Here is a 25,437-nt window from a genome sequence, read left to right on the forward strand (position 1 = left end):
TGTATTTTTTTTTATAAAATTAAAGATACTAAATTACGCATTAGCTTAAAAACTACAAACAAAAAAAACGCTCAAAAGTAAATTTTGAGCGTTTTAAAAAATTTTAAAATTTAGTTGTTATTGCTTCACAAATTTAGCAGTACCAACTTTATTGTTTACGTTATACTTAATTAAGTATATTCCAGAAGCTAAGTTAGAAATATCAATAGACTCACTTGATTTATTGATTTCTAAACTCATTACTTTTTTACCTAATACATTGTATACAGCTGCATTTTGAATTACTTCTTTTGCAGAAATATTTAATCTGTTAGATGCTGGGTTTGGATACATAGAAAAACCTAATAATGCATTGTTGTCTACACTAGCAGTTGGAGCTCTGTATGCATATAAATTATCATACCAAAGTTTATTATTAAGATTACTCGTAATTCCAAATTCTTTAAAACCGTCAAAACCAGTTAAATCTACTGCAATATCTAAAGATAACCAAGAACCAGCAGTTAAAGCAGGTGTTGAAGCAATGTTTAAATTAGTTTCGTTCGCAGCACCTCCTGGTTGTTGTACAAATTTTAAATTAAGAACAGCAGAAGTTAAATCAGTACCAGCTTGAATATAAACATCTACATGAAGATTCGTATAATCACTTACATCAACACCAGCATCTAAAACAATACCTTGACAATTATTACCTTTCCAAGCCATAGTTGCATTTCCATCAACCATAACTTCTTCTATTGAACCATTACCACACCAACCTGCATCAAAATTACTTGCAACATCCGTATAAGAACCACTGTATAAAGATACTATATCCCAACCATTTCTATTCGGCGGAGTTGGAGCTGCTGTTGTAGGAGGTTCAGGACATGCATCACAATTAGGTCCTCCACAATCTATCGCAGTTTCACCATTGTTCATTATACCATCATTACATGTTTCTGACGCAACTCCTGCAGTCACTAAAGAAATATTGTCATAATAAATTGCATCTGTAAAACCAGCACCCGCCATTAAGAAACCAATCTGAACGTTCGAAAAAGAAGAAGAAGCATTAAAGGTTGCAGTATACATAGTCATTGTTGTTGTAAGATCATAGTCCGCTCTAAATTGGTCAGACCAAACACCAACATTTTGAATTGCTACTGTAATTTTTCTATCTGCTGCTGCACGAGCATAAAAGGTAAAAACATACTCTTTATTTTCTTCAAATTCCAAATTAGCATGAACCAATTGCGTATCCCAAGGATTACCTCCTGCATTAGTTTCACTAACAAAAGCTTCACCAGCTACAACACTTAAGTTATTTCCTACCCAAGGCTCTGTACCATTCTCGAAATCACCATTAGTTAGTAGATCATAAGTTTGCGAAAACCCAAGTGATGTAATCAAAAAGGCACATAATAATGTAATTTTTTTCATAATTTTAAATTTGTTTTAAATTAAATAATATTAATTGTTAATATCGTACACAATATAGGTAATATTAATGTTGTTTTTAGTAAAATATTATCACAAAAACTATACAAAATAAAAAGCTACACACAATCAACGATAATATTCTGCTGTTCTTTGGGTTTTTGAAACGCTCATAGTTATTTAAAATTTGAGGGTATTCCTTACAAAAGAAATAAAGTATAGGTATTGTTGTGGTTAAATTAGAATTTTTAACCGAAGATTATGATTAATTGATAGAAAAAATAGAACAAAATTTGGATTATTAAAATTAAAAAGTTTTGAATCGTAAAAAAAAGAAAAAACAACGTGTTATATAAATCAACAATTTCTTTGAAGAAACTTTAAATAATTATTAACTCTTAATATTGCTTCTTTATTTTAAATGATTTGATTGAACGACCTGTAATAGAATATAAACTCCGCTTTATGAAGATTTAGTCGATTTAAAATTATTATTACCAATAGCTAATACAAGAAGACCATTCTCTGAATTATAGCATTATATCTTATAGTTTCTGCACTATGATGAATATTATAATTAATATTTCTATAAATCCGTCATTATTAAAATCATTTTTATTCTACTTCCTAAGTTTATATAAGCAGCTACTGAAGGATTACTTCACCATCTTCATGGATTAAAATAATATTTTAATAATTAGTAATTACATATAATACAGCAGCATTAACTTTATATTATGGAAGAATATCTAGAAATATCTTCAAACTTAAAATTTCCTTTATTCTGATATATTCTTTCACCAACTTAATTACCTCCAAAGAAAATATTTAGTAAACCATCGTTATCTAAAATCACCTATAGCTGGACCAGAGCCCACATATATTTGACCAAAAAGATAATGATTAAAGTACTTAGATTCTTTTATCATATTATTAAAATCAATTCCTGTTTGTTCTAGGGCCAATAATTCAAATCCCCCTACTAAAGTTTTTGGATATATGTCGCGATTTGATTTTTCAAGTGAGAGAATTAAAAAGCAATACAAATAAATGCTTCAAATAAATGAGTTTGAATTTCATAATCAACCGTATTTAATAATACATATATCTAATTCATGAATATATTGTAAATATTAAACCTTTGTATTTCTAACACTTTATAAAGTAAACAAAAAAAGAGTTTCTAAATAAATAGAAACCCTTTGTAGTTTATTAAAAAATTAATTAACCCTTAATACTTTAATTTTTCATGCTTATCCCATAGTCCCCAATACGCTCCAACAACACCTTCTGCTCCTACTTTCCATGATTCATCAAAAGAAGAGAAATAAAACATATCTATATCGTCCTTTGAAGACCAGGCTTGAGCATTAATAAAATACTTCATGGCATTTTCTTCAGATGAATGTGCGCCTCTTAAACTTTCTCCTTTACTTGGCCAACCAGATTCTGTAATAATTACTTTTTTACCATTTGCCGCATGTGCTGCTTGTCCATACATTTGCTGCATGTGGTTTAGAGAATGCTCTATACTACAGCCTTCCCAATATGGGTAGCAATTTGCTAAAATAACATCAGAAACTTCTACTAACTCTGGATGCTTTGAAAATTCATAATACGCATCCACATACCCAACTGGCATACCCGGTAATGCTTCTTTTACTCTTTTTATGTAGCCTAATAATTGCTCTAATGATAAATCATTTCTGTATAAAACTTCGTTACCAACTGCCGCTATATCTACACATCCTTCTTTTGCAAGTTGAATAAGTCCTTCTATTTCCGACTCATTCATTTCTAAATCGTCACTTAACCATGCACCAACCATGTTTTTCAAACCGTGCTTATGCGCCATTCTAGGTATATGCTCATTACCTTCTATACAAGAAAAAGAACGAACCCATTTTGTATAAGGTTTTATAATTTTAATTCTTCGTTCTACTTGCTCGATCGTAATAACATCTCCAGGTTTCTGTTGATCTTCATACATGCTAAAACAAAGACCGTGCATACCATTTTCTAAGGTATCGTGCCAAAGTTTTTTCAAATCCTCTTCTGAAGAATATTCATTAAAATCTACTCCTTCATGAGATTTAAAATCCTTTTCTAATTTTATAAAACTTTCTTTACTACTTGCGTAATACTGCTCTTCTCTAAATGACATTTTAATTTATTTTTTTTTATTTATTTACAACTCTCCTCTTCGTTCTACTAACAAATCTTTAATTTCTTTAGCTCTAGCCTCGTTTAAACTATATTTCCACATAATCCATATTGCCAAACCTGCAGTTGATGCCGGAATTACAACATCAGCAATACGCAAACTAGTCATTGTCTCTGCAGTTTGTTGTGCTGCAGCACCATCAAAACCAACCATTTTTAAAACGAGTCCTCCTAAAACTAACGCTAATGCTTGTCCTAATTTTACCATCCACCAGTAAATTGCTCCAAAAGTTCCTTCTTTACGTGGCATACCATTTTCTAATTCATCTAAATCACAAACATCCGCTGTCATAGACATCATTAAAGTAAATAATCCTCCTAAACCAAAAGCCATAAATGGAATTGGCATAAATAGTAAGTAAATATTTTCTGGGTCAAATGCCCACCATTTTAAAACATAACCAACAATAGAAATCGCTGTAGAGTAAATAAAAGCTCTACGTTTGCCCCATTTACCGGCCATCCAAGAAACTACTGGTATAACTCCAAACGCTGTAATAACTGCAGTTACTGTAGAAAACCAAGCTGGTAAAGTACCAGCGTCCTCATAACTACCATTATACATATAAAATACGATGATATAAACACTGAAAGCTGCTACCATTTGAAAACCATTAAAGACTAAAAAAGTAGCACCACAAAGCTTTGTAAAAGGTTTATTTTTTGCAACTTGCGCTATACCTCTAAAAAGATCCATTAAATTAGAACCAAGAGATTTAAATGAAATTTCTTTTCTGTTCTCCATGTTTGCAGAATCAATTCCTTTACAGAAAAAAGCAGGTATTATCCCTAAAACGATACATGCTGCACCAACTATTACAGAAAGCTTACGAACACCATTTGCTTGAACCGCTTCTAATGTAGTTTTTGCTGCATCTGCATCACTTAACCCTAAAGAAGCTATTCTACTTATTTCTTCAGCAGATATAGGCAACATATCTGGGTCACTAATTATAACCCAAAACCAAGGAACAATCATCCATGCAATTTGACCTACCGTTTGTGAAAATGCCATTAAATTTGTTCGCTCATTATAGTCAGAAGTCATTTCATACCCTAAACCTACTAATGGAGTTGCAAACATGGTATTACCAATTAAAAACACCATGGACATAATTAAGAAATACCAAAAATTATAATTCTGCGTGTTCTCTGGATCTAATTGCCATAAGAGCGCAAATAAAACACCACTTAAAATAGCACCCACAAAAATATACGGTCTTCTTCTTCCCCATTTAGATTTTGTATTATCTGTAATAAAACCCATAATTGGGTCCGTAATAGCATCAAATATTCTTGGCAAACCTCCGAGTAATCCTGCTAAAAAAGGATCCATTCCAAAAGCGGTTAATAAGAAGAACATAAAAACTCCCAGTGAACCAGGTAATAGATTAAGTACTAAGTGACCTGAGCCAAAGGCAGCTTTCTGTCCGAATGGAACTTTACCTCTTACTGGTGTTGTAGATTTATTTGACATATTTTTACTGATTTTAAGTTAGTTTTATTTTTAATTTGGAATCACAATGGTCTGAATTGCTTGTCCTTTTATGTTAATCTCGATACTCTTATCTTTTAGAGTTAAGTTTATTTTTTTATTTATTTTGCCTTCATTAAAAACAACGACTGCGATAGTTCCGTCAAGGTTTTCTGCTGCAGTTACCATTAATTCTTTATCGGAGTTTTCAAGTCCAATTACCTTTGCCTCTGGTCTTATAAATTTGCTGAAATGTGACAGTGTATAATAAATTGGCGTGAAATATATTTCATCTTTTTCTGGATCGACAATCACGGGCGCAACGCACCAATTCTTAAACCAGTTTGGCCCTCCTTGCGTATCTAAAACCATATTCCAATCTATCCAACCATCAACATAATTATTTAAACAACCAATAATATCTCTAGCATATCTGTTTACCGGAGCATACTTAGGATGTAAATATTTATCTTTTTCTGGAGCCCAATCCCAACCCCAATCTGTAGCCTCTTTTCTCCAATACCACGCATCATCTTGCCATTGTGGAATTTCTGAATCTACACAAGCTTCTGACTGAATGATATATTTATTCGGTGCTTTATTGTGAGCATATTTTAATTCTTCTGGAAAATAATCATATGTACTTGCATACCAATGAATTGCTGTTCCATCAAAATATTTAGATGTTTCCTCATTTTTATACATGGAATCTACCCATTCATTTAAATGTTCTCTATTTTGATCGTAGCCTAAAATTTTTGCTTTATGGCCATCGGCTTCTAATTTTGGACCTAAATGATTTTGAACAAAATTGGTCATTTCATCAGGTGAAAAATGCATGCTCTCCCAGTTATTTCCATTTCCTAAAGGCTCGTTTTCCACTGTAAAGCCCCAAATATCAATTCCTTCTGCTTTATATGCACTTATATATTTAGAGAAAAACAACGCCCAAGTATCATAATATTCTGGTAATAACTTACCTCCTACCCATTCCTTATTATCTTTCATCCAAGGTGATGCCGTCCAGGGTGATGACAGAATTTTAAAGCCATCTTTCGATACTTTCATAGCATCTTTAATCATCGGAATTATATCGTCTATATCATCTTGTATTGTAAAATGCTTTAATTCTTTGTCATCTGCAACAGGTGCATAAGAATATTGGCTAATAGAAAAATCACAAGAATTCATATGTGTTCTTGTCAATGAATATTTTGCCCCACTTTCACCAAAATAAGCTTCAATAATAATCTCTCTATTTTCTTTACTTAACTTATTTAATAAGTAAGCAGATGATTCTGTAAATGATCCACCGAAACCTGTGATTGTTTGACGTTTTTGTGCTGGTAGTAATTTTATTTGAATTGCATTTTCTTGAGTCTCGTTAGTAGAAAAATCATCCAATTTGGTTAAATTATTTCCGCTTGCCGAGGTTTCGTATACTTCTACTTCCAATTTGTCTTCTTTACTATTGCAGCTTAAAATCATACATGTCAGAAATAAATAAAAAATATATTTTATAGTTCGCATAAGTAGTTAATTATCTGTGGTATTCTGTATTAGGTACTAAAACGTCTTTCATCAAAGCCTCCTTATCTCCTTTAAATGTTTTAATAATTGAATTACCATTTCTTTTTAAATCTTTAAAAATTCCTTTATCTACTAAATCCCAAATTGGATATTTAGCTTCTCCTTTCAAAGTAAATAAACCAAAGTGATTTTCTGAACCTTTTGCATTATGTGCATCTTTCCACTGTTCATCAAAAGCTTCAAAATAGAAACAAGAAATACCTTCTTTATTTGTCCAATCACGCAGATGTTTGTAATATAATCCTTGCTTGTATTCATCTGTTGCTCTCGATCCATTAGCCCCATAATGCCCGCTAGAGACAGTTGCCCATCCCGTTTCGCCAATATGAATTGCCTTTGTAGAATCTATACTTTTCACATAATCCGAAACATCTTTATATTGCGTTTTTGCAAAATTTAATGCACGTAACATAGCCTGGTCTATTTTTTCTTTATCCGATAAACCTTTTTCATGATTTGGAACTTTCCAAAATTCTGGGTTATAATGAGAGTTATGATAAGCGTAGGTATGCATTGAAACATAATCTACTGCCCTAATTATATCTTCTAATTCTTTAACTTTATAGCTTGGATCTCCACCACCCCAGGAAGCAAAATCATCTGAACAAGTAATCCACAGATCTTTAGAAAGTTTTCCTTCTTTCTTTAAACCTTGTAAATGGTTTACCCATTTTAAAATAACATTAGGTCTTACAAAATAACTCGTAGCCCATTTAATCATGGCTTCGTTACCAACAGCAATCACTTTAACAATATCTGGATATTTGTTAGCTAGAGCAACAGCTCTTGCAATTTCTCCTTCATTCTGATCGCTTTCAATTTCGTGATTAGGCACTTTACCTGTCCAAGCATTTAAACAATCTATCCAAGCACCTAACATCACATACATTTCGAAATTTTCATCTTCTTTTTTAAGTTGACTAATTGCTTCTAAAATATTTGATGCGTGTGGTAGTTTTGGTTGCACATTATAAGTTCTAATAATCCGAATACCCATTGCGTGCATTAACTTTAAATCTTCTTTTAACTCAGAGATTGTTGGCTGTACTTCTCTAGATTTTGCTCTATATCCTCCATAAGAAATTGCTAAATATTCTGGATTTCCTAAAATTTTGGCTGCTGTCATTTCTTTAATTGGTTGCTTTACTTCTTTTGTATTCTCTTTTTTAGAACTACATCCAAATACAATCTGTAATATTAAAAACGTTACTAAAATTTTTAAACTTGATTTCATATTCTTCTGCACTTTTTAAATGATTGTTCTTACTTCTTTTCCTTATTTAATATTTTAAACCATACCCCAAAGGATATAATGGTTGTATAGTTTTATCCCAAAAATTGGGTCCGTACTTTCCTTTGTAATCTTCTTCTGATTTTGGCCAAGAATGCGGTAATTTTCCAGAAAAATTAAAATCTCCAAAAATAATTTCGGCAACTCCATCTCCTTCTGAACCTAATAACCAAGTTGCCATAAATGCGTCAGACGTTTCTATTTGGTCTGTTACAACCAAAGGTCTTCCCGAAACTAACACCACAATTGTTTTTATTCCTTTTTCTGAATATGTTTTTATGTAGTTTTGATGTTCTTCTGTTAAAGTTAATTTTCTTGTATTTGATTCATGCCCAATATCTCCGAAAAATTCTGCGTACGGAGTTTCTCCAACAACGATAATAGCAATATCGGCATCAAAATGATTTTGAGTTGGTTCTTTATCATACACAACATTTCCTTTTGCATGTTTTTTAATTCCTTCTAAAATGGTTGTTGCTCCTTTATAATTTTCTTTGGTTCCTTGCCAGTTAACAGTCCATCCTCCAGATTGCAAACCACTGCTATTTGCATGCTCTCCAACAACTACAATTTTCTTAGTTTCTTTATCTAAAGGCAAGACTTTATTCTTGTTTTTTAAAAGTACTATAGATTCTCTGACTGCCTGTCGTGCAACATTTCTATGTTTTTTAATTCCTATTTTAGAAACTAACGTTGAATCTGGAAATGGGTTTTCAAATAAACCTAATCTAAATTTTTGACGTAAAATTCTTTTCACTGCGTCATCAATTCTAGACATCGCAATTGTATCTGTTTCTACACCTCTTTTTACTCCTTTTTGAAAATCTTCTAAATCACCATCAACAGCCATAATCATGTCTATTCCAGCATTTATGATATCATTTTTACCAAAACGGGAATACCCTTTCCAATCAGAAACTACAATGCCGTCAAAATTCATATCAGCTTTTAAAACATCAGTTATTAAAGACTTATGCGCATGCATAGAAATACCAGAAACTGTATTAAATGATGCCATAACTGCACCAACATTTTCCTTAACGGCCATTCTGTAAGGCGCCAATAAACGTTCTTTAATTCCAGCTCGAGATAAAGAAGTATTACCACCTTCTACACCAAAATCCGTTGCACCATCGCCTACGAAATGTTTGGCGGTTGCCATTACCGTTTTTGGGTCTGCTAAATTTCCCTGATGACCTTTAACAGAGGCTCTTGTTAGTTTTTCTGTTAGTTCTGTACTTTCTGAGAATGCTTCGTATACTCTTCCCCACTTTTCATTAAAAGGAATTGCAACGCAAGGTGAAAACACCCAATTAAAACCCGTTGCCTGACTTTCTAAAGCGGTAATTTCCGCAATTTCTTGAACTAAGTTTTCATTTCCTGTTGCTCCTAAACCTACGTTGTGTGGAAAAATAGTTGCTCCTTCAAAAGTATTTTGACCATGAACAGCATCTACAGCAAATAATAAAGGAATACCCAATCTTGTAGAAAGCGCCTTCTTTTGAAGTTTTATAAACCTCTTTTGCCACCCTAAAGCGGTTTTTCCCGGATTTGGGCCTTGCGTATGAATGATTGACCCTATAAATTTTTCAGTAACATGCTTATCAGCAGACTCTTCAAAATGTCTTATTTGTGACATTTGTCCGATTTTCTCTTCTAAAGTCATTAACTCTAAAAGAGCCTCCACTTTTTGTTCTATTTGAGCTTTACTACTTACTTTCATTTCATTATTGCAACCAATACCTATCAACAAAAAACAACAAATTAGGTATATTATATTACGGTTTTTCATCAACTTTACTTAATAATTGATACTTTTATGTGGTTAATTTTATTTGATCTATCAAACATTTCCGAGCTTGTGCTTCCATCTAAACTTAAACTATCAAAAACTGTATTTGATTCATCGTTAAAAATAACTTCAACGCTGTTATCGTTAGATAAACTATAAATGATTGGAACTTGACAATACGTAAAACACAGCTGATTTTTATCAATATTTAATTGCTGTTTTTCGCCGTTAATATTTATATACTCAAATACTTTTGGTTCATTTAAAAACTCAGAAGTTTTTAATAACCTTGGTTTAAAAATAATTTTTCCTTTTTCAACAAAAACACCTAACTCGCCAAATCTACTTAGTAAATCTTCTTTTACTTGGCCAGTCATCCCTGGCTGTTGAGCACCTTTTGTTGCTGGAGTATGTGAATAGGCATCTGTTGGAAAAGCACCATATAATTCTGGTGATTTATGAACTCCAACCCCCGCATTTATTTCATAATAATGGTCAAATAATTTACCAATAACAACTTCACTTTCACCGGAGTTTACTGCTAATAAACAGTTTTCTTGGACTGCTAATAATAGCTTAGAAACCATGTGCCAATAAATAGAACCCAAACCTTCATAACCAAAGAAAGTTCCTGAACGTCCTGTAAAAGATTTATGATCAAAAATTTCCTCGAAAATATCTAAAACAGCATCCGATTCCTTTATTACTAATTCTTTATAGTCTTCTGGCAAACTTGCTAAAGCTTCTTTTACACTATTTGCATTGTTAAAATTTCCGTTAAAATGATAGTTCCCTAAAACGTCTTTTTCTATTAATTGTTTGTTTTCTGCAGCTACTAACTCTTTTAATAATTTAGAAGTTTCAACTTTTTCTGATGGAATATTATTTTTCTTGGTAAATCTTGGTAAGTTTTTATTTGGATATAAAATATAACTGTATTGGTCCGGTCTAAACAATGCCGAGGCTTTTAATCCATCTAACAAATCTAAAGCTTGCGTTGGAGTTAAGTATCCAGAACTTAAAGCTGCTACTTGACCTTCTAACATTTCCGATAGGTATGAAATGGAAACTTCATCCGTATTTTCTATCGTCATTAAATTATATGCATGATACATATTATCCGAACGTTTGTTTGCTCTAATACTATGCTCTAAATAGTCTTTTGTGATTGTAAAAAAATGTAATAAAGATGCTTTAGTTAGTGCTGATTTTTTAGCCGAAAATCCGTTTTTATAGATAAACTCTCTATATTTACTTGCAGGATTCCCTAATCCATCTAAAACTGTTTTTCTATCTTTATCTGATACTTTACTCTCTAAAATGGTAGTATTTCCGTCTAAGGTTTTTAAAATATCATTAAATAAAACTGATACCTCATCAGAAATTTGAATATTATTTACATCAGAATTTTCTAAAATACCCTCAAAGAAATTAATAAATCTTCTTAAGTAATTTAACGTTACCATAGAAACCCCATTACCAACTAACGCGTTGTTTGCATCATTCCATTCTGGTCTTTGTGTATTTAACCAAATTCCACCTTCAGGAATAAAGTTTGAAACTTTTGCCAAAACCGTAACTAATAACTTTTCAATAAGGTTTACTTTATAAACATTTTTATTTTTATCAGTTAGTAAAGATCCATCAGCACCCATTATCGCTCTTCTCTCATCAATTTCAGCATTTAATTGGTGATCGAAATCAATCGTATCTTTTGGATTCTTTAAAATATCTGAATACGGTTTTATTTTATATGGCACATTAGCATATACAAAAATATCATCATTGAATAATTCTGCAAGTTTAGATGGATAATGTTTCTCTATAAACTCTAAAAATTTAAGTAAATAAATTATTTGGTGATCTCCCCAATAACCTATATAAGACCAAGGATCATTCTCTTCTATCACTTCCCAATCAAAACCACCTTTTGTAACTCTGTAAGGATTGTAACCCTCAAATGTAGTTGCATTCAAAAATTTATGAATCATACTCTCTATAAATTGAGGATATGAATAGGCAAGAACCTCCCAATTTTGAAAAATATCTCTCCAGTTTCCTTCGTAATCTAGAATTTTAGAGCCATCAATTTCACTTTTTGTATTGATAGAAAATTTGTTCCAAGGTCTACTTGGATCTCCATGCCTTCTACTAAATTTTAATGGTAAATATTCTAAGCACAATCTTTTAAAATCTTTGTCTGCATCATTTTCTGCTAAATTTTTAATGAAATTCAATGTGAATTTCTCTGGTAAGCTAGCTAAAAATTCTTTTTTTGCAACAAATAATTGTTTGTTTGCTTTTGATAAATAGGTAATAAAATCTTGTTTTTCAATTGAGTAATTATCATCAAAAATACCACCTCTCATAATATTGAAAAGCGTATTTGAAAAATGTCTTGTATTAATTAATGGATCATTAGAAAGTTGCAAACCATCTGAAGCTGCAGCCAATTTTACTAATTTTTTTGTTCCTTCCTCTATGCTAACTTGTAAAAGTTCGTCTAAGCTAGCATTATTTTTAATCATTTCTGAAATATAAGTAACATCAGAAACTGTTTGATTTACATTCACAACTTGCAACCATCTTTTTTCTTGATTGGCAGGTAAGTTGATATTAGCATTTAAGAAGTAAGCACCTTTTTCTGCTTTCATATCCACTTCTTGCTCCAGCTTCATGCCTCTTCTAAAATTGTTTAATTGTAAAGAAGATAATAAGTATTTAGGGTTTTCTAATCCACGAGACCAAACAACATTTGCTTTTAAAGCTTCACTCGGTTCTGCTTTATCCACGATAATAGCACTTAATGCATAAATACCCAAACCTGAGTCTACTTCAAGTTCACATTTTTTATAGGCATCTACCAAGTTACTTCTAATCCCTTGCAAATCTGAACTTACACCAAAAGGTAAAATATCCTGAAATCCGTCTAGAATAGAAATATCTAAATCTAAATCAGAATTATTTATCAGTGTCGCTTTTCTAACAAAACCAAATTCATCACTAGAATTCCATTGATATTTGAATGTAAGTCCTAAATCTTGATTGATTTCTTCAAAAATTACTTTATTTCCAAATTCATTTTTGTAAAGATTTCTAACTATTGAGTAAATACCTGCTTGTCTTTCCGAAAATGGCTCCCATATAAGTGTTTTGCCATTTTTTTGTATTCTAAAAATCGATTTACAACCAGTAGTTTCTGCTAATTCAGTTATTTTATCATCTGTATAATAAGGAAAAATAGCGGATTCAGCATTTTTTCTACCTGCTGTTAAACCTCCATTACTTGAGATAAACATCCAATGATTTGAGTCTGAAATAATACTCATAAAAAAAGGACGCATTTTATGACTATTAGAAATCTTATAATAAGATTCATTTTCATAATTAACTAACTCTCCAGTAATTTCCTTATCACTTTTAGAGGTTAAATTGTCTTCGTAAGAAACAGTTTTACTCATTTATTTTGTCTTGATTATATTTATATTTTATCTTATCTATAGTTTTACTATACTTTATTTAGACTTTAGTTGATTTTTTATTGCGCATAAAAAACTTCCAAATAATGTCATTTCATAAAATTCTGTTAAACTATCTTTTATTGAAGAATTCAGTTAGATATATTGAAGTGAGTCTTAAATAAAAATTTAAAGCGAAAATATTTTTAAAAAATAGAATGATGGTATAATTAATTACCATCATTCTATTCTAAATTGATTTTTTACTGATATACTTTGACGTAATCTACTACCATTTTTTGTGGAAACTCAGTTTCAGCATTTGGTGAACCTACAAAAGATCCCCCGACAGCCATGTTTAGAATAAGATAAAACTGGTTATCATTAAAAACCCATTTAGTTCCTTCTGGTAAATCCTTTGGTGTTATTTGGTTATATAAAACGTCATCAATATAATAATTAATGTAGTTTGGGCCCCATTCAATTCCAAAAACATGAAAGTCTGTATCAAATCGGCTGTTTTCTAAAGTATAACTTTTTGTGACTGCTTCGCCGGCTGAATAACCGGGACCATGAATGCTACCATGCGCAATTGTTGGTTCTTGACCAACATACTCCATAATATCAATTTCACCTATTTTCGGCCAAATAACAGTGCCCTCAGCATCATCGCCAAGTAGCCAAAAAGCGGGCCACAAGCCTTGGCCCCAAGGCAACTTTATTCTAGCTTCAAAGCGACCATATTTGGTTTCAAATAAACCTCTTGTTAATACTTTTCCTGAAGTATAACCAGAACCCATATAAGATTCTTGCAATGCAGTAATATGTAACATCCCATCTTTCACCTCAACATTTTCTAATCGGTCAGAATAATATTGTAATTCATTATTACCCCAGCCATTATCTCCTGTACCAGTATCATAAGCCCATTTTGCAGAATCTAGAGCCCCATCTACTTCAAAGTTATCTACAAAGACTAATTTCTTCAATGTGGTTACAGTTTGAGTTTCGTTATCTGAACAGCTATAAACCACAAATAATATTGCTGTTATAAAATACTTGCCAAATGACATAATTTTATTTTTATTAATAAAATTCATATTTGTATCTTTTTTATTTCTTATTATTTATTAAAATATATATTATCAACATACATATCAGTTACAGTTGCGTCTGAAACAAAAACAACTTGTGCTAAATTAGATGTACCTGTTAAACTAGAGAGACTAGAAAGAGGTATATCTATACCTACCCATTCTCCTGCTACTAAATCTGATGAAGAGTATTTAATTTCTGCAGCAGAATCGTCTCCAGTGCCAAAAGTATTATCCGGTCCAATATCTTGTAATTTTACTGTAACAAAATCCCCAGAATCTAATTCATTTATAACTTGTATGTCTACATGAAAATTAGTCATTTGAGAAACGTCTATTGTAGGCTTTGTAAATTGAATACCAACAAAATTCAGTTCAGAATATTTTATAATATTATCTCCATTTATTGTAATGTCATTCTGTCCTAAGGTTGTTTGATAAGGTGCCCAATAACCATTATAATATTCTACTGGTTGATTTGTATAAGCATCGCTAAAGATTGAAATTACATTACTTGCATTTACTGTTGGTGTTGCAGCTACCACAAATTGACCTAGAGAGGTAATGGATAGAGAACCTGAAACTTCAACTCCATTAAGAGTTGCTGTAATTTCTGCTGTTCCCTCGCCTACGATAGACACTAAACCTGATCTAGTTACTGTGGCAACAGAAACATCTGTTGTAGAGAACTTAAAATAATGCCCGCCAGCAGTAACCGTTTGATTAACTCCTGTTGCTAAATTATATGTTTGTGTAAGACCTGTTATTTGAATACGTCCTCCAATAAAAGAAGTTTCAATTTTATCTTCACCATTAAACATTTTTGGTTTTGCCTGTGCAATAGTACCTAACTTTTCATACTTTAATTCGTCTACCCAAAAAGTATAACCTACTTCGTTACCTGCAGGTCCTTCTGGTCCTTCTGCATACCAGAACATTCCTTGTTCTTGGGTTAATTTTGATGCGTCAGGAATTGGAATAATATATTTAACCCAATTCGTTGATAATTGAAGACCTTGATTACTAACCTGAAATTTGTTTCCAAAGAAATCTTGTCCAAAGCCTATGTCATTAATTACAGCTGATTTTGATGACTTTGCATAAAAGGTTAAAGCATCGTACCCAGATAAATCTCTTCCTCCATTATCATCCCGAAATATTGCACCAGCATATGCACCTCGAAGATCTCCAACATTTGGAACGTCAAACCTCATAGATGATGAACCTGAATATTTAACTTCTGTATCCACAGAAAAAGCTTCTTGCTGAGAATCTGCATAGGGATAATATTCTAATCCACCACTAAAGCCGTCTATATAAACTTCTGCACTATCCGAAAATGTAGCTAAAACTACATCGTCCGAAAGTTCTCTTTCACAACTTATGACTGTTACGAATAATAGCCCTAAAAGGAAAAAAGTTTTTGTATAATTATATTTTATATTTTTCATAAGTTATTTATTTTCCAATGTTGATATGAATGTATGTTCTAATCTCCCATTCCGAACCATTATCAAATCCTACAGGACTGATTGTTGGTGCAGTTGCAAAAGCTGAAGATGTTTGATTTGGTGAGTATCTAGGAGAGTATTGATCTAATGATCTCCAAGTTCCTCTTAAACCAACTTTGGTGCCCGGTAAAAGCAACCAATTTGGTTTCCCTACAGATGTAGATAAATCTAACATGAATTGTGCTGGGTATGTTAAATTAAAATCTCTGTGATAATCAAAAGGCCCCCAATCGTTAAATTTAGCCATTGCAATAACTTTCAATTTATTATAAATCATTCTAACATCACCTCCTGCTCTTGTAATTAATCTTTCATCACTACCATTAGATTGTCCGTTACCGTAATATAAGTTTGCTATAAAACCAAATTCTGGATTTATTTTAGATACAATTCTAGAATTCACTTCCCATAAATCTTCAGCTGGTGCTGAATTTGGAAATGCAAATGAACTACGATTTGCTAAAAAACCAATTGCTGCATCTTGCGTTGTTGGTAAATGACGATATACAAAACCAAGGTTCATTGCAAATTTTGCATCTTCTGCTCTATCATTATTAAACTCATACATCCAAGTTCCTGGTGTTGGATCAAATGTTAACAAAAGTTCTCCGGCAGTGGTTTCTCTATTTCCTCTAACAGCAAATGGATCCAATACAACATTTCTTAATCTTCCCGGAGCATTTACATCATTTGGCATTGCAGCAACTAATGGTTTTTGCCATAAGAAGTTTGGTGCTATTTCGAATTTACCGAAATTATACGCAAAACCAGTTAAAAAGTTAGATTGATTTCCGCTTCCATTATCTTTTAATTTCCATCCTGTAAACGTTTGTGTTTGATCAAAACCACCATTAGCAACTAAGCCCATAACGGCACCTTGTGCATACCAATTAAAAGTTCCTTTTTGAAAAGTTATTTTCGCTTTACCTCCCCAATTATCTGAAGACTTAATTTTATCAACAACAACATTTGAAAATCCATTTTGGTATCTAATATCTTGATACTCTCTACCATTTAAAGGCTGTCCTCCCCAGATTGCACCTAATTGCATTCCAAAATTTGCTCCTTTTCTTTCCATAGCCAAAGTGACTCTCTTTGTTTTCGGTAACGGGATAAATCCTGATGTTTGAGCTTCAGTATTACTAGCTATATCCTCATGATAGATACCTGTAAAATTATAGTGACCTAATTGTTTACTATATTTTAATAAAACGGCTGGGTTTGCTCCCCACCATAACTGCGGTCCAAATGCTGCTTTTAAACCCTCTAAAGCACCTTTACCATCAACTTCAATTCCTAAAATCTCCCCATTATATATGTCTAAATTTGGACCATAATATGATTCCCGGTATAAGCCAAAAAAATCGCCTTCATATCCCCAATGATAATGACCAGTCCTATAAAAACCTCTCATCTCAAAATCTTCAGCATTCCACTCAAATGAGGCGTTATAGACACGCAATCTATTATTATCATTAACAGGCATAGCCTCATAACCACCATTACTATTTACACTTGCAAATGAAACAGTTCTTCCTACATTTTCATAAAAAATATCATCTATTGGATTTCCAGCAATATTTCCTAATATATTAAAGTTTACTTCTGCCCTCATGTTTGCAGAAGGTTGCCCTTGAACTCCCACATAATAAGATTGCATGTGATCAAAACCTGTTTTGTCTGGATATTCACCAGATGTACCATCTAAACCATCAGTTGTTAGTAACGATCCTCCTGTATTAAAAGTGGTGAATTCTGCCCTTAAATTACTTAATTTAATTTTTTCATTACCTCCTAAAGCAGCTTTATCTCCTCTCGCTCTTAAAACAGCATCCATTAATTGGATATTATTAAAATGATTTGTTACCGAGGTAGCAGAGACTCCAAGTCCATAAGGATTTATACTATGAGCTTGTTTTAAGGCATAATATGCTGCCCTTGGGTATAATGTATATAATCCTGCAGAATTTGTTGGTCCTTTTGCACAGATACCAAACCATTCTTCATTCATATTATTACTCCCATTTTTAGTATCTAAATAATAACCTCCATTAGACCAAGATGCTCCATTATCATGAACATCCAAATTTTCAGTTTGACCTAATTTCCACCAGCCATCACTAAATTGAAATGTAAATCCTCCAATAGAATTATTCGCTTTCCCTAAACCTGCGGCATTTTGATAAATCTCCTTCCAATTTTCTAGCATAAAAAATGCCTGCATTTTTTGGTCTTCTTGATTCGTTAAAGCATTAAAAGCATCCGCCCCAAATTCTGTAAACATTATCGGTTTATTCAACTCCTTACTAGCTCTTTCAAAAGCATCTCCAAAAGATTTACCTCGATACATATTTGTGCCGTAAATATCTACATCTGGACATTCCTCTGCAACAATATCTGAAAACAAAAAATCACCATTACAAATAGCAACCGGATGAGAACCATCTAAGTTTTTCATTAAGACGGCAGCCTCATTCATCAATTTATACATTGGTCTACCTCTTTTTTCACCAACAGCCTTCTTTTGCTCCTCTCCCTCAGGAAAATCTTCAGTTTCTGCCCCAGACCAAAAAAGACCATAATTATTTTCATTCCCTAATAAGAATAAAAGTAATCCTGGAGTTCCTTTGTAAGTATTGGCCATCTCCTTTGCATCCGATAATAATTGGCTTTTAGTTTCTGCCTCCCTGTAATCCGTGACAGGTGTCCAAACACCATTAATCGTTAACCCATAGCGCCCAAAAGAGTGATTTAACATTGTATAAATGCCAAAATTTTCATGGATATAAGAAATCCACTTTGGCTGAATACCAGTATAAACCCGAATCGTGTTTACACCCATATTTTTTAGCAATCCCATTTCCGCATCCAGAGCACTTTTGATAACGTCCTCAGGTTGCTTCCATAAACTGTATGCATAATTTGTACCAATTGGAACATAATCCCAATTCATACCATTAATCATAAAATCTTCTCCATTAACCACTAACTTCATTCCTTGTTCATTACTAACAACAGAAACTTTATCTGTTTTTTGAGCAAAGACATTCATTGCGAAAAAGAAAAGTAACAATCTTAAAAAAATGTTCTTCATAATTTCTTTTTTTTTTAGAGATAATGCTTTTTAGAATCGTTGATTACTTAAAAAGCAACATCCATTAAATAATTTAACTTATTAAACTTCTATAAATGTAATATTCTTTTAGTACTATATCAAGTCTAGATACCGCAACAAAAAACATACATGACAAATAAATTACAAAACAATCAGCAATACCTTTAATATACTTCATCCTTAAGAATTCATAAAATTTGAAATCTTTATTAATGTTGTGGTATTGTATTGATTCTTTTAAAATCATTACTACATCAATTAAAAGAAAATCGTTTCGTTGATTACTTATTTGAATAAAAATAAAAAGCCGGTATTAAATAAACTTAATACCGGCTTTTAATTCAATTAATTCAAAATTCTATACTAATTATTATTGTCTTACTAATTTGTATTTCCAATAACCACCGCCTGCAACTTCAATATCTATTTCTAAAGTATCACCATCCAAATCAGCCATATATGTTATTGAATCTGGCGCTTCTGCTGGAGATGCCAACTCAGCCAAATTAATAACTTTTGCCAAACCTAAATAAGCTCCTCTACCATCTAGTGTTATTGAACCAGCAGTTGCATCATACGTGTATGTTGCTGCTCCGCTGCCGTCATGAGGAAATACTGGAACACCACAATCATCAGGGTCCGCACCTTGCCAAGCTTCTAACCAAGTGTCTGCTCCTAAAACATTATTAAAAGTTCCGTCTGCATTGAACACATATTCATCGTCAAATAAACATGCTCTTGTTGTTACATCATCCGAAGAACTAGAAAACCAAGATACATCATCTAATGCCGGTCCAACTCCGAATGCTCCAGATTCTGGCGCTAATTTCCATGTACCTTCTAAAGAAGGTGCTGCATCTCTAACTAATTTATAAGACCAGTAACCACCGCCTGCAACTTCAATATCTATTTCTAAAGTATCACCATCTAAAGCAGCGATATACGTTATTGAATCTGGAGCACCAGCTGGAGACTCCAACTCAGCCAAATTAATAACTTTTGCTAAACCTAAATAAGCTCCTCTACCATCTAGTGTTATCGAACCTGAAGTAGCATCATACGTGTATGTTGCTGCTCCGCTTCCGTCATGCGGAAATACTGGTGCACCACAATCATCAGGATCAGCACCTTGCCAAGCTTCTAACCAAGTGTCAGCTCCTAAAACATTCTGAAAAGTTCCATCCGCATTAAATACATATTCATCATCAAACAAACATGCTCTTGTTGTTACATCATCCGCAGAACTAGAAAACCAAGATACATCATTCAATGCTGGACCAACTCCGAAAGCTCCAGACTCCGGCGCTAATCTCCAAGTACCGGCTACAGCACTGGTATCACCTCCACCGCCTCCGCCTGAAGGAGGAGCTACTACGAAAGTAACTGTATGTTCTTTAGTAATTGAAACATCCTGTGCTCCTTCTAAAGAAGCTGTTACTGTAATTGTATATGTTACTGTTTCTTCTGGATAATCATAAGTAACCATTGGGGCACTTGTTTGAAATACATCTGTATCTGAATCAGCTGTAGCGCCAAAGTCAACAGTATATAAAATGTTTCCGTTTCCAAAAGCGGTAGTTGGCACAACTCCTGCTTTTGTTCCTTCTGCATTTAATGTTGCTACTACGAAATCTAAACCAGTGATTTCAGCTATGTCATCATCATTATTTTCACAAGATACGGTGACACCTAATAATAATAGTAGTACTAAATAAGATCCTCTTTTTAATAAATTCATTTTGTTTTGTTTTTTATTCAACTTTTATATTTTTTAATAATTTGGGTTCTGACCCCATTTTTCTACCGCATTTGCTAATTGTAATTCCACTAAAGGTATCGGAAAAATTCCGTGTTTATTTTCTATGTAATTTACCGTATTAAATTCTGCTGGTTTGCTTGCATTAAATGCATCAAATGCACTTTTAGCTTTACCTGTTCTAACCAAATCGAAAAAACGATGACCTTCACCGGCTAACTCTTTACGTCTTTCTGTATAAATTGCTTCTAGCAAAGAACCTTCAGCAGCAGTATAATCTTGACTATTATTACCATATGCTCTTTCTCTAACTTGGTTTAAATAAGATTCCCCGTTTGAACCACCACTCTGAACTTCTGCCTCTGCAGCCATTAATAATACATCTGCTAAACGAATAGCTCTATAATTATTAGGATGATTTAATGGATCTGACCCCACTCTATCATCAGCTTTGCGCGGTAAATATTTTTTATTAAAAAACCCAGTATCATCTCTACCTTGAGAATAGATATCCTGTTGATCTCTTAAATCAAGAAAGGTAACATCTCTTCTTAAATCGTTCGCGTCAAACAAATCGTACAACTGTTGTGTTGGTAAATTAAATCCCCAACCTGATCTATATTCTGTGCCATCATATGGTGATCTTGGTCCATTGTATTGAACGAAGTACGAACCTTCAGAACAAATAATACACCCCCATCCAGCAGCTTCAACTCCTGTATATTGGATTTCAAAAACAGCTTCAGAGCCATTCTCTCCCGTACTTTCGAATAAGTTTAAATAATTATCTCCTTGAACTAAACTATAATTTGCGTTGTTCGCTACTAATCCAAGTTGATTAGCAGCTTCTGCAAATTTGGAGTTATCAAATGTACCATGATATAAATATACTTTACCCAATAATGCTTGAGCAGCACCTTTTGTGATTTTATATGCCTCCGTTTGAGATGAAGCAGGTAATTTCGTAATGGCTTCCTTTAAATCCTCTTCTATTAAACTATAGACATCTGCGATACTACCAACTCTATTAACGTCAAACTCTTGTCCAAATAAAATTCTTTTGTCGACCATTCTATTTACACCATTTCTTTCTTCAAAACTCAATGGAACATCCCCAAAAAACTTTGTCAATTCAAATGTAAAATAAGCTCTTAAAAAATATGCTTGTGCTATAATTGCATCTCTACCTGCAAATTCTGTTTTTTCTTTAAACTCTAAAACATAATTAGCTCTATTAATTCCAGCATACATTAACTGCCATACTTCTCTTAACTGATTATTATCGGCAGGAGTATGAATCATTGAATTGATATTCTGCAGTGTTGGTTGATCATAATTAAATGCATCTCCACCAGCAATAATATCATCCGAAGCAACTACACTTATTAAAACATTCTGAAATGTAGCCTGCAATAAATCATAAGCTCCTAAAAGAGCACTTTCGTATTCTTCCTCAGAATTAAAGTAATCTTCTGCTTCAACCCCTATAGGATCTACATCCACAAAATCATCACATGCTGAAAAAGTTATTAGTATTACTAAAAAATACTGTATTATTTTTATATTCTTCATCTTTTATTAAAAATTTAAGTTAACACCTAACAAATAAGAACTAGCAACTGGATAAAATCCTTTATCTACACCTGCTCCAATAGGAGAGCCAGAACTTGCTGAAGGATCATATCCTTTATAATCTGTAATTGTAAATAAATTATTTCCTGTAAGATATACTCTTATTTTGTTGATTCCTGAACCTTTTAAACTGTCTTCTTGAATCGTATACCCTACTTGTATATTTTGTAAACGAACGAAAGAAGCGTCTTCTACAAAGAAGTCAGAAAAATTATCTGTATTTATAGATGCTCCAGAAAGCGCTCTTGGAACGGTATTACTAGTACCAGTACCTTGCCATCTATCTAACATATAATCACCTCTATTTGCAAATAAATCTTTACGCTCATAGTCCCTAACCATATCATTCCCTATAGAGGCAAATGCATTTGCACTAAAGTCTAAGTTTTTGTATGAAAAGCCTACATTGAAACCCATTGTTATATCCGCAATTGGATCTCCTATATACGTTTTGTCATCATCGCTTATCATCCCATCTCCATTCGTGTCTACGAATTTTAAATCTCCAGGACCTGCTCCTAAATGATATGTACCTTCCGATGCATTTGCATCTAAAGCATCAATTTCTGCTTGTGTTTGATACAAACCGTCTGTTTGAAAACCATGAAAATAACCCATCGGGAAACCTGCTTCCATTCTAGATGTATTAATACCTAAACCAACTCCAAAATCTCCACCAACTTCAAAACCATTATCACTTGAAACAAAAAGTACTTCGTTATCTATAGTGGTAAAATTGAAACTCATATTAAATTTAAAATCTTCAGAAAAACTGTCATTATAGTCAATTTTAAATTCTATTCCTTTATTCTCTACTGTTCCTGCATTTTTAACAGGAGTAGAAGCACCGGGTGCATAAGGACCAATTAAACCTGAAACCTGCGGAGCAAGCAATAAATCTTCAGTTCTTTTCGAAAAAGCATCTACAGAAAGTTTGATTTTTCTATCTAAAAAACTAGCATCGAAACCAATATTAGCAGATTTTTGTTTTTCCCATCTAATATCTGGATTTCCAATTTTACCGATTGCTACTCCGTAAAGTAAATCATCTTGAGTTACTTCATTATTTGATGAATAAACTCCTTCTCCATTTAGTAATGAAACAAATGCTCCACCTGGAATCTTATCATTACCAATAACACCATAACTTGCTCTAAGCTTTAATGTATTAATAATTTTACTATCTTGTAAAAATGGTTCATCCGAAACATTCCAACCAACAGAGGCTGATGGGAAATAACCAAATTTATTATTTGGACCAAAACTAGTTGAGCCATCTCTACGCAATACTGCGGATAGTAAGTATTTACCTTTATAGCTATATTGTAATCTCGTAAAAATTGAAGATAAACGACTATCGAAAAAGCCTGCACCCTTGTCAATTTCACCTTGAATAACTCTAGGTGCTAACAAAGTACCATCTAAACTAAACCCATAAAATTGTTCTCCCGTAGTTTTAAATATAGAAGTACCTAATAAAACGGTTAAATCATGAACTTCGTTAAATGTATTTGTGTAGTTAATATAGTTGTCCCAAGTATAATCATCATAAATATCAGAAAAATCTGTAGTAAATTCTTGAGTTCTATTTGCAGATTTCCCTGGACCATAATCAGCAATAGGACTAAATGAATCATAAAGCACAGTTGCATGGTTTATTTGAAACTTAGAGCTTGCCGTAAAATTTTTCCAGAACGAATAATCTAATCCTATAGTTGCACTATATTTATCAATTCTAGTGGTATTACTATTATTTGCAATTTGAGCCAATGGATTTATAATTTCAATTTGTGAAATATCATCAACAGTTGTAAAATCACCATTCTCATCTCTGATCGCTAAATCTGGATTCACGTTTACTGCACTATATAAAACCGAACCAATACCTCCTTCTGGTAAATTATTTTTTTCTGAATTTGTAAATAATCCAGTTGTGGATAATTTTAAATTATCTAAAATATCATAATTAAAACCTATTCTTGCGGTAGACCTTGTAAAATTAGACTTCCCTAAACCAACGATACCATCTTGATCCAAGTGGGATACCCCAAAAGTATAAGCTGCTTTTTTAGTTCCACCACTCGCACTAAAGTTAACACTTGAAATAATCGCGTCACTAAAAACTTCATCTTGCCAATCAGTACCTTTATTAGGATATACAAAAAACCTTGTTTGATCTCCTGCATCATTCACATAAAGTGCAAAATCTTTTGGATTTAATAAATCGATTTTTTTACTTGTAGATTGTATACCTGTATATGCATCTAACTGGAATTTTAACTCAGATTCTTTTCTACCAGTTTTAGTTGTAATTAAAACTACTCCATTTGCTGCACGAACACCATAAATACCCGCTGTAGCATCTTTTAAAACATTGATACTTTTAATATCGTTAGGATTTAAAACTGACAAATCTGAAATAACATTACCATCCACTAAAATAAGTGGACTACTATCTCCATTTGTTGAAACCCCTCTAATTCTAATATTAGATCCACTACCTGGAGAACCAGAGGCAGATGTAATATTAACCCCAGCAATTTGACCTTGTAAAGCTTGCTCAACTCTAGTTGGGTTAAGCTTCTCAATTGCTTTAGAATCTAATACAGATACTGCACCAGTAACTTCCTTCTTCTTTTGAGTTCCATAACCAACAACTACAATCTCATCAAGAGATTCTGCTGACTCTTCCAGAAAAACATTAATTTCAGTAGAATTAACAACTACTTCTTTAGGTTTCATACCTAAATAATTAAATACTAAGATTGATCCTACCTTTACATCTGAAAGTTTAAAGACACCATCAAAATCAGTTTCGGCACCAACAAAAGTACCTTTAATAACAACACTAACTCCTGGCAAAGTCTCTCCAGAGTTTGCGTCTTTTACAACACCTTTTACGTTTAATGTTTGGGCCGAAAGACCAAAACTGCAAAACATAAAAAGTAGTAATGTAATCATTTTTCTCATAAACTATGTTTTAATTAATAATGCCGTAAATTTATACATCCTTTCTTATTAAATCACTAAAAACAACCTAAACAAAAAACATACAGGGCCTAATCCACACTGAATACCTTTA

At 32.7% G+C, this 25,437-nt stretch carries 13 protein-coding genes; all 13 read right to left on the reverse strand.

Annotated features, from left to right (window positions below; genetic code table 11):
- Positions 1–117: 117 nt before the first annotated feature.
- The 13 genes from BLT88_RS09055 to BLT88_RS09120 all read right to left on the reverse strand — a co-directional run bounded on the left by BLT88_RS09055 (position 118) and on the right by BLT88_RS09120 (position 25,325).
- Entirely contained in the window at positions 118–1,422 is a 1,305-nt protein-coding gene (locus BLT88_RS09055; protein WP_091954298.1) for a T9SS type A sorting domain-containing protein, read from the reverse strand.
- Positions 1,423–2,650: 1,228 nt separating this feature from the next.
- Entirely contained in the window at positions 2,651–3,583 is a 933-nt protein-coding gene (locus BLT88_RS14380) for a glycosyl hydrolase family 17 protein (protein WP_091954299.1), read from the reverse strand.
- 24 nt (positions 3,584–3,607) lie between these two features.
- Positions 3,608–5,119: an MFS transporter gene (locus tag BLT88_RS14385; RefSeq protein WP_036786789.1), complete on the reverse strand. Its 1,512-nt coding sequence runs from the start codon at positions 5,117–5,119 to the stop codon at positions 3,608–3,610.
- 30 nt (positions 5,120–5,149) lie between these two features.
- Positions 5,150–6,604, reverse strand: coding sequence for a glycoside hydrolase family 30 beta sandwich domain-containing protein (locus BLT88_RS09075; RefSeq protein ID WP_231959964.1), 1,455 nt, complete (start codon positions 6,602–6,604; stop codon positions 5,150–5,152).
- A gap of 52 nt (positions 6,605–6,656) precedes the next feature.
- Entirely contained in the window at positions 6,657–7,940 is a 1,284-nt protein-coding gene (locus BLT88_RS09080) for a glycosyl hydrolase family 17 protein (protein ID WP_091954302.1), read from the reverse strand.
- Between the two features lie 46 nt (positions 7,941–7,986).
- Positions 7,987–9,720 carry a glycoside hydrolase family 3 N-terminal domain-containing protein gene (locus BLT88_RS09085; RefSeq protein WP_172824290.1) on the reverse strand — a complete coding sequence of 578 codons (1,734 nt, stop codon included), beginning with the start codon at positions 9,718–9,720 and terminating at the stop codon, positions 7,987–7,989.
- A 74-nt stretch (positions 9,721–9,794) separates the two neighbouring features.
- Entirely contained in the window at positions 9,795–13,250 is a 3,456-nt protein-coding gene (locus tag BLT88_RS09090; RefSeq protein ID WP_091954305.1) for a hypothetical protein, read from the reverse strand.
- 260 nt (positions 13,251–13,510) lie between these two features.
- Positions 13,511–14,347: a family 16 glycosylhydrolase gene (locus BLT88_RS09095; protein ID WP_197675642.1), complete on the reverse strand. Its 837-nt coding sequence runs from the start codon at positions 14,345–14,347 to the stop codon at positions 13,511–13,513.
- A 23-nt stretch (positions 14,348–14,370) separates the two neighbouring features.
- A complete protein-coding gene (locus tag BLT88_RS09100; RefSeq protein ID WP_091954307.1) occupies positions 14,371–15,792 on the reverse strand; it encodes a hypothetical protein in 1,422 nt (473 codons plus the stop codon).
- 7 nt (positions 15,793–15,799) lie between these two features.
- Positions 15,800–18,946, reverse strand: coding sequence for a glycosidase (locus BLT88_RS09105; RefSeq protein WP_172824292.1), 3,147 nt, complete (start codon positions 18,944–18,946; stop codon positions 15,800–15,802).
- A 391-nt stretch (positions 18,947–19,337) separates the two neighbouring features.
- Entirely contained in the window at positions 19,338–20,705 is a 1,368-nt protein-coding gene (locus tag BLT88_RS09110) for a hypothetical protein (RefSeq protein ID WP_052107558.1), read from the reverse strand.
- Between the two features lie 33 nt (positions 20,706–20,738).
- Positions 20,739–22,295 carry a RagB/SusD family nutrient uptake outer membrane protein gene (locus BLT88_RS09115; RefSeq protein ID WP_091954312.1) on the reverse strand — a complete coding sequence of 519 codons (1,557 nt, stop codon included), beginning with the start codon at positions 22,293–22,295 and terminating at the stop codon, positions 20,739–20,741.
- Between the two features lie 6 nt (positions 22,296–22,301).
- Positions 22,302–25,325, reverse strand: coding sequence for a TonB-dependent receptor (locus BLT88_RS09120; protein WP_091954314.1), 3,024 nt, complete (start codon positions 25,323–25,325; stop codon positions 22,302–22,304).
- Positions 25,326–25,437: the final 112 nt, after the last annotated feature.

The sequence above is a fragment of the Polaribacter sp. Hel1_33_78 genome, assembly GCF_900106075.1.
Taxonomy (GTDB): domain Bacteria; phylum Bacteroidota; class Bacteroidia; order Flavobacteriales; family Flavobacteriaceae; genus Polaribacter.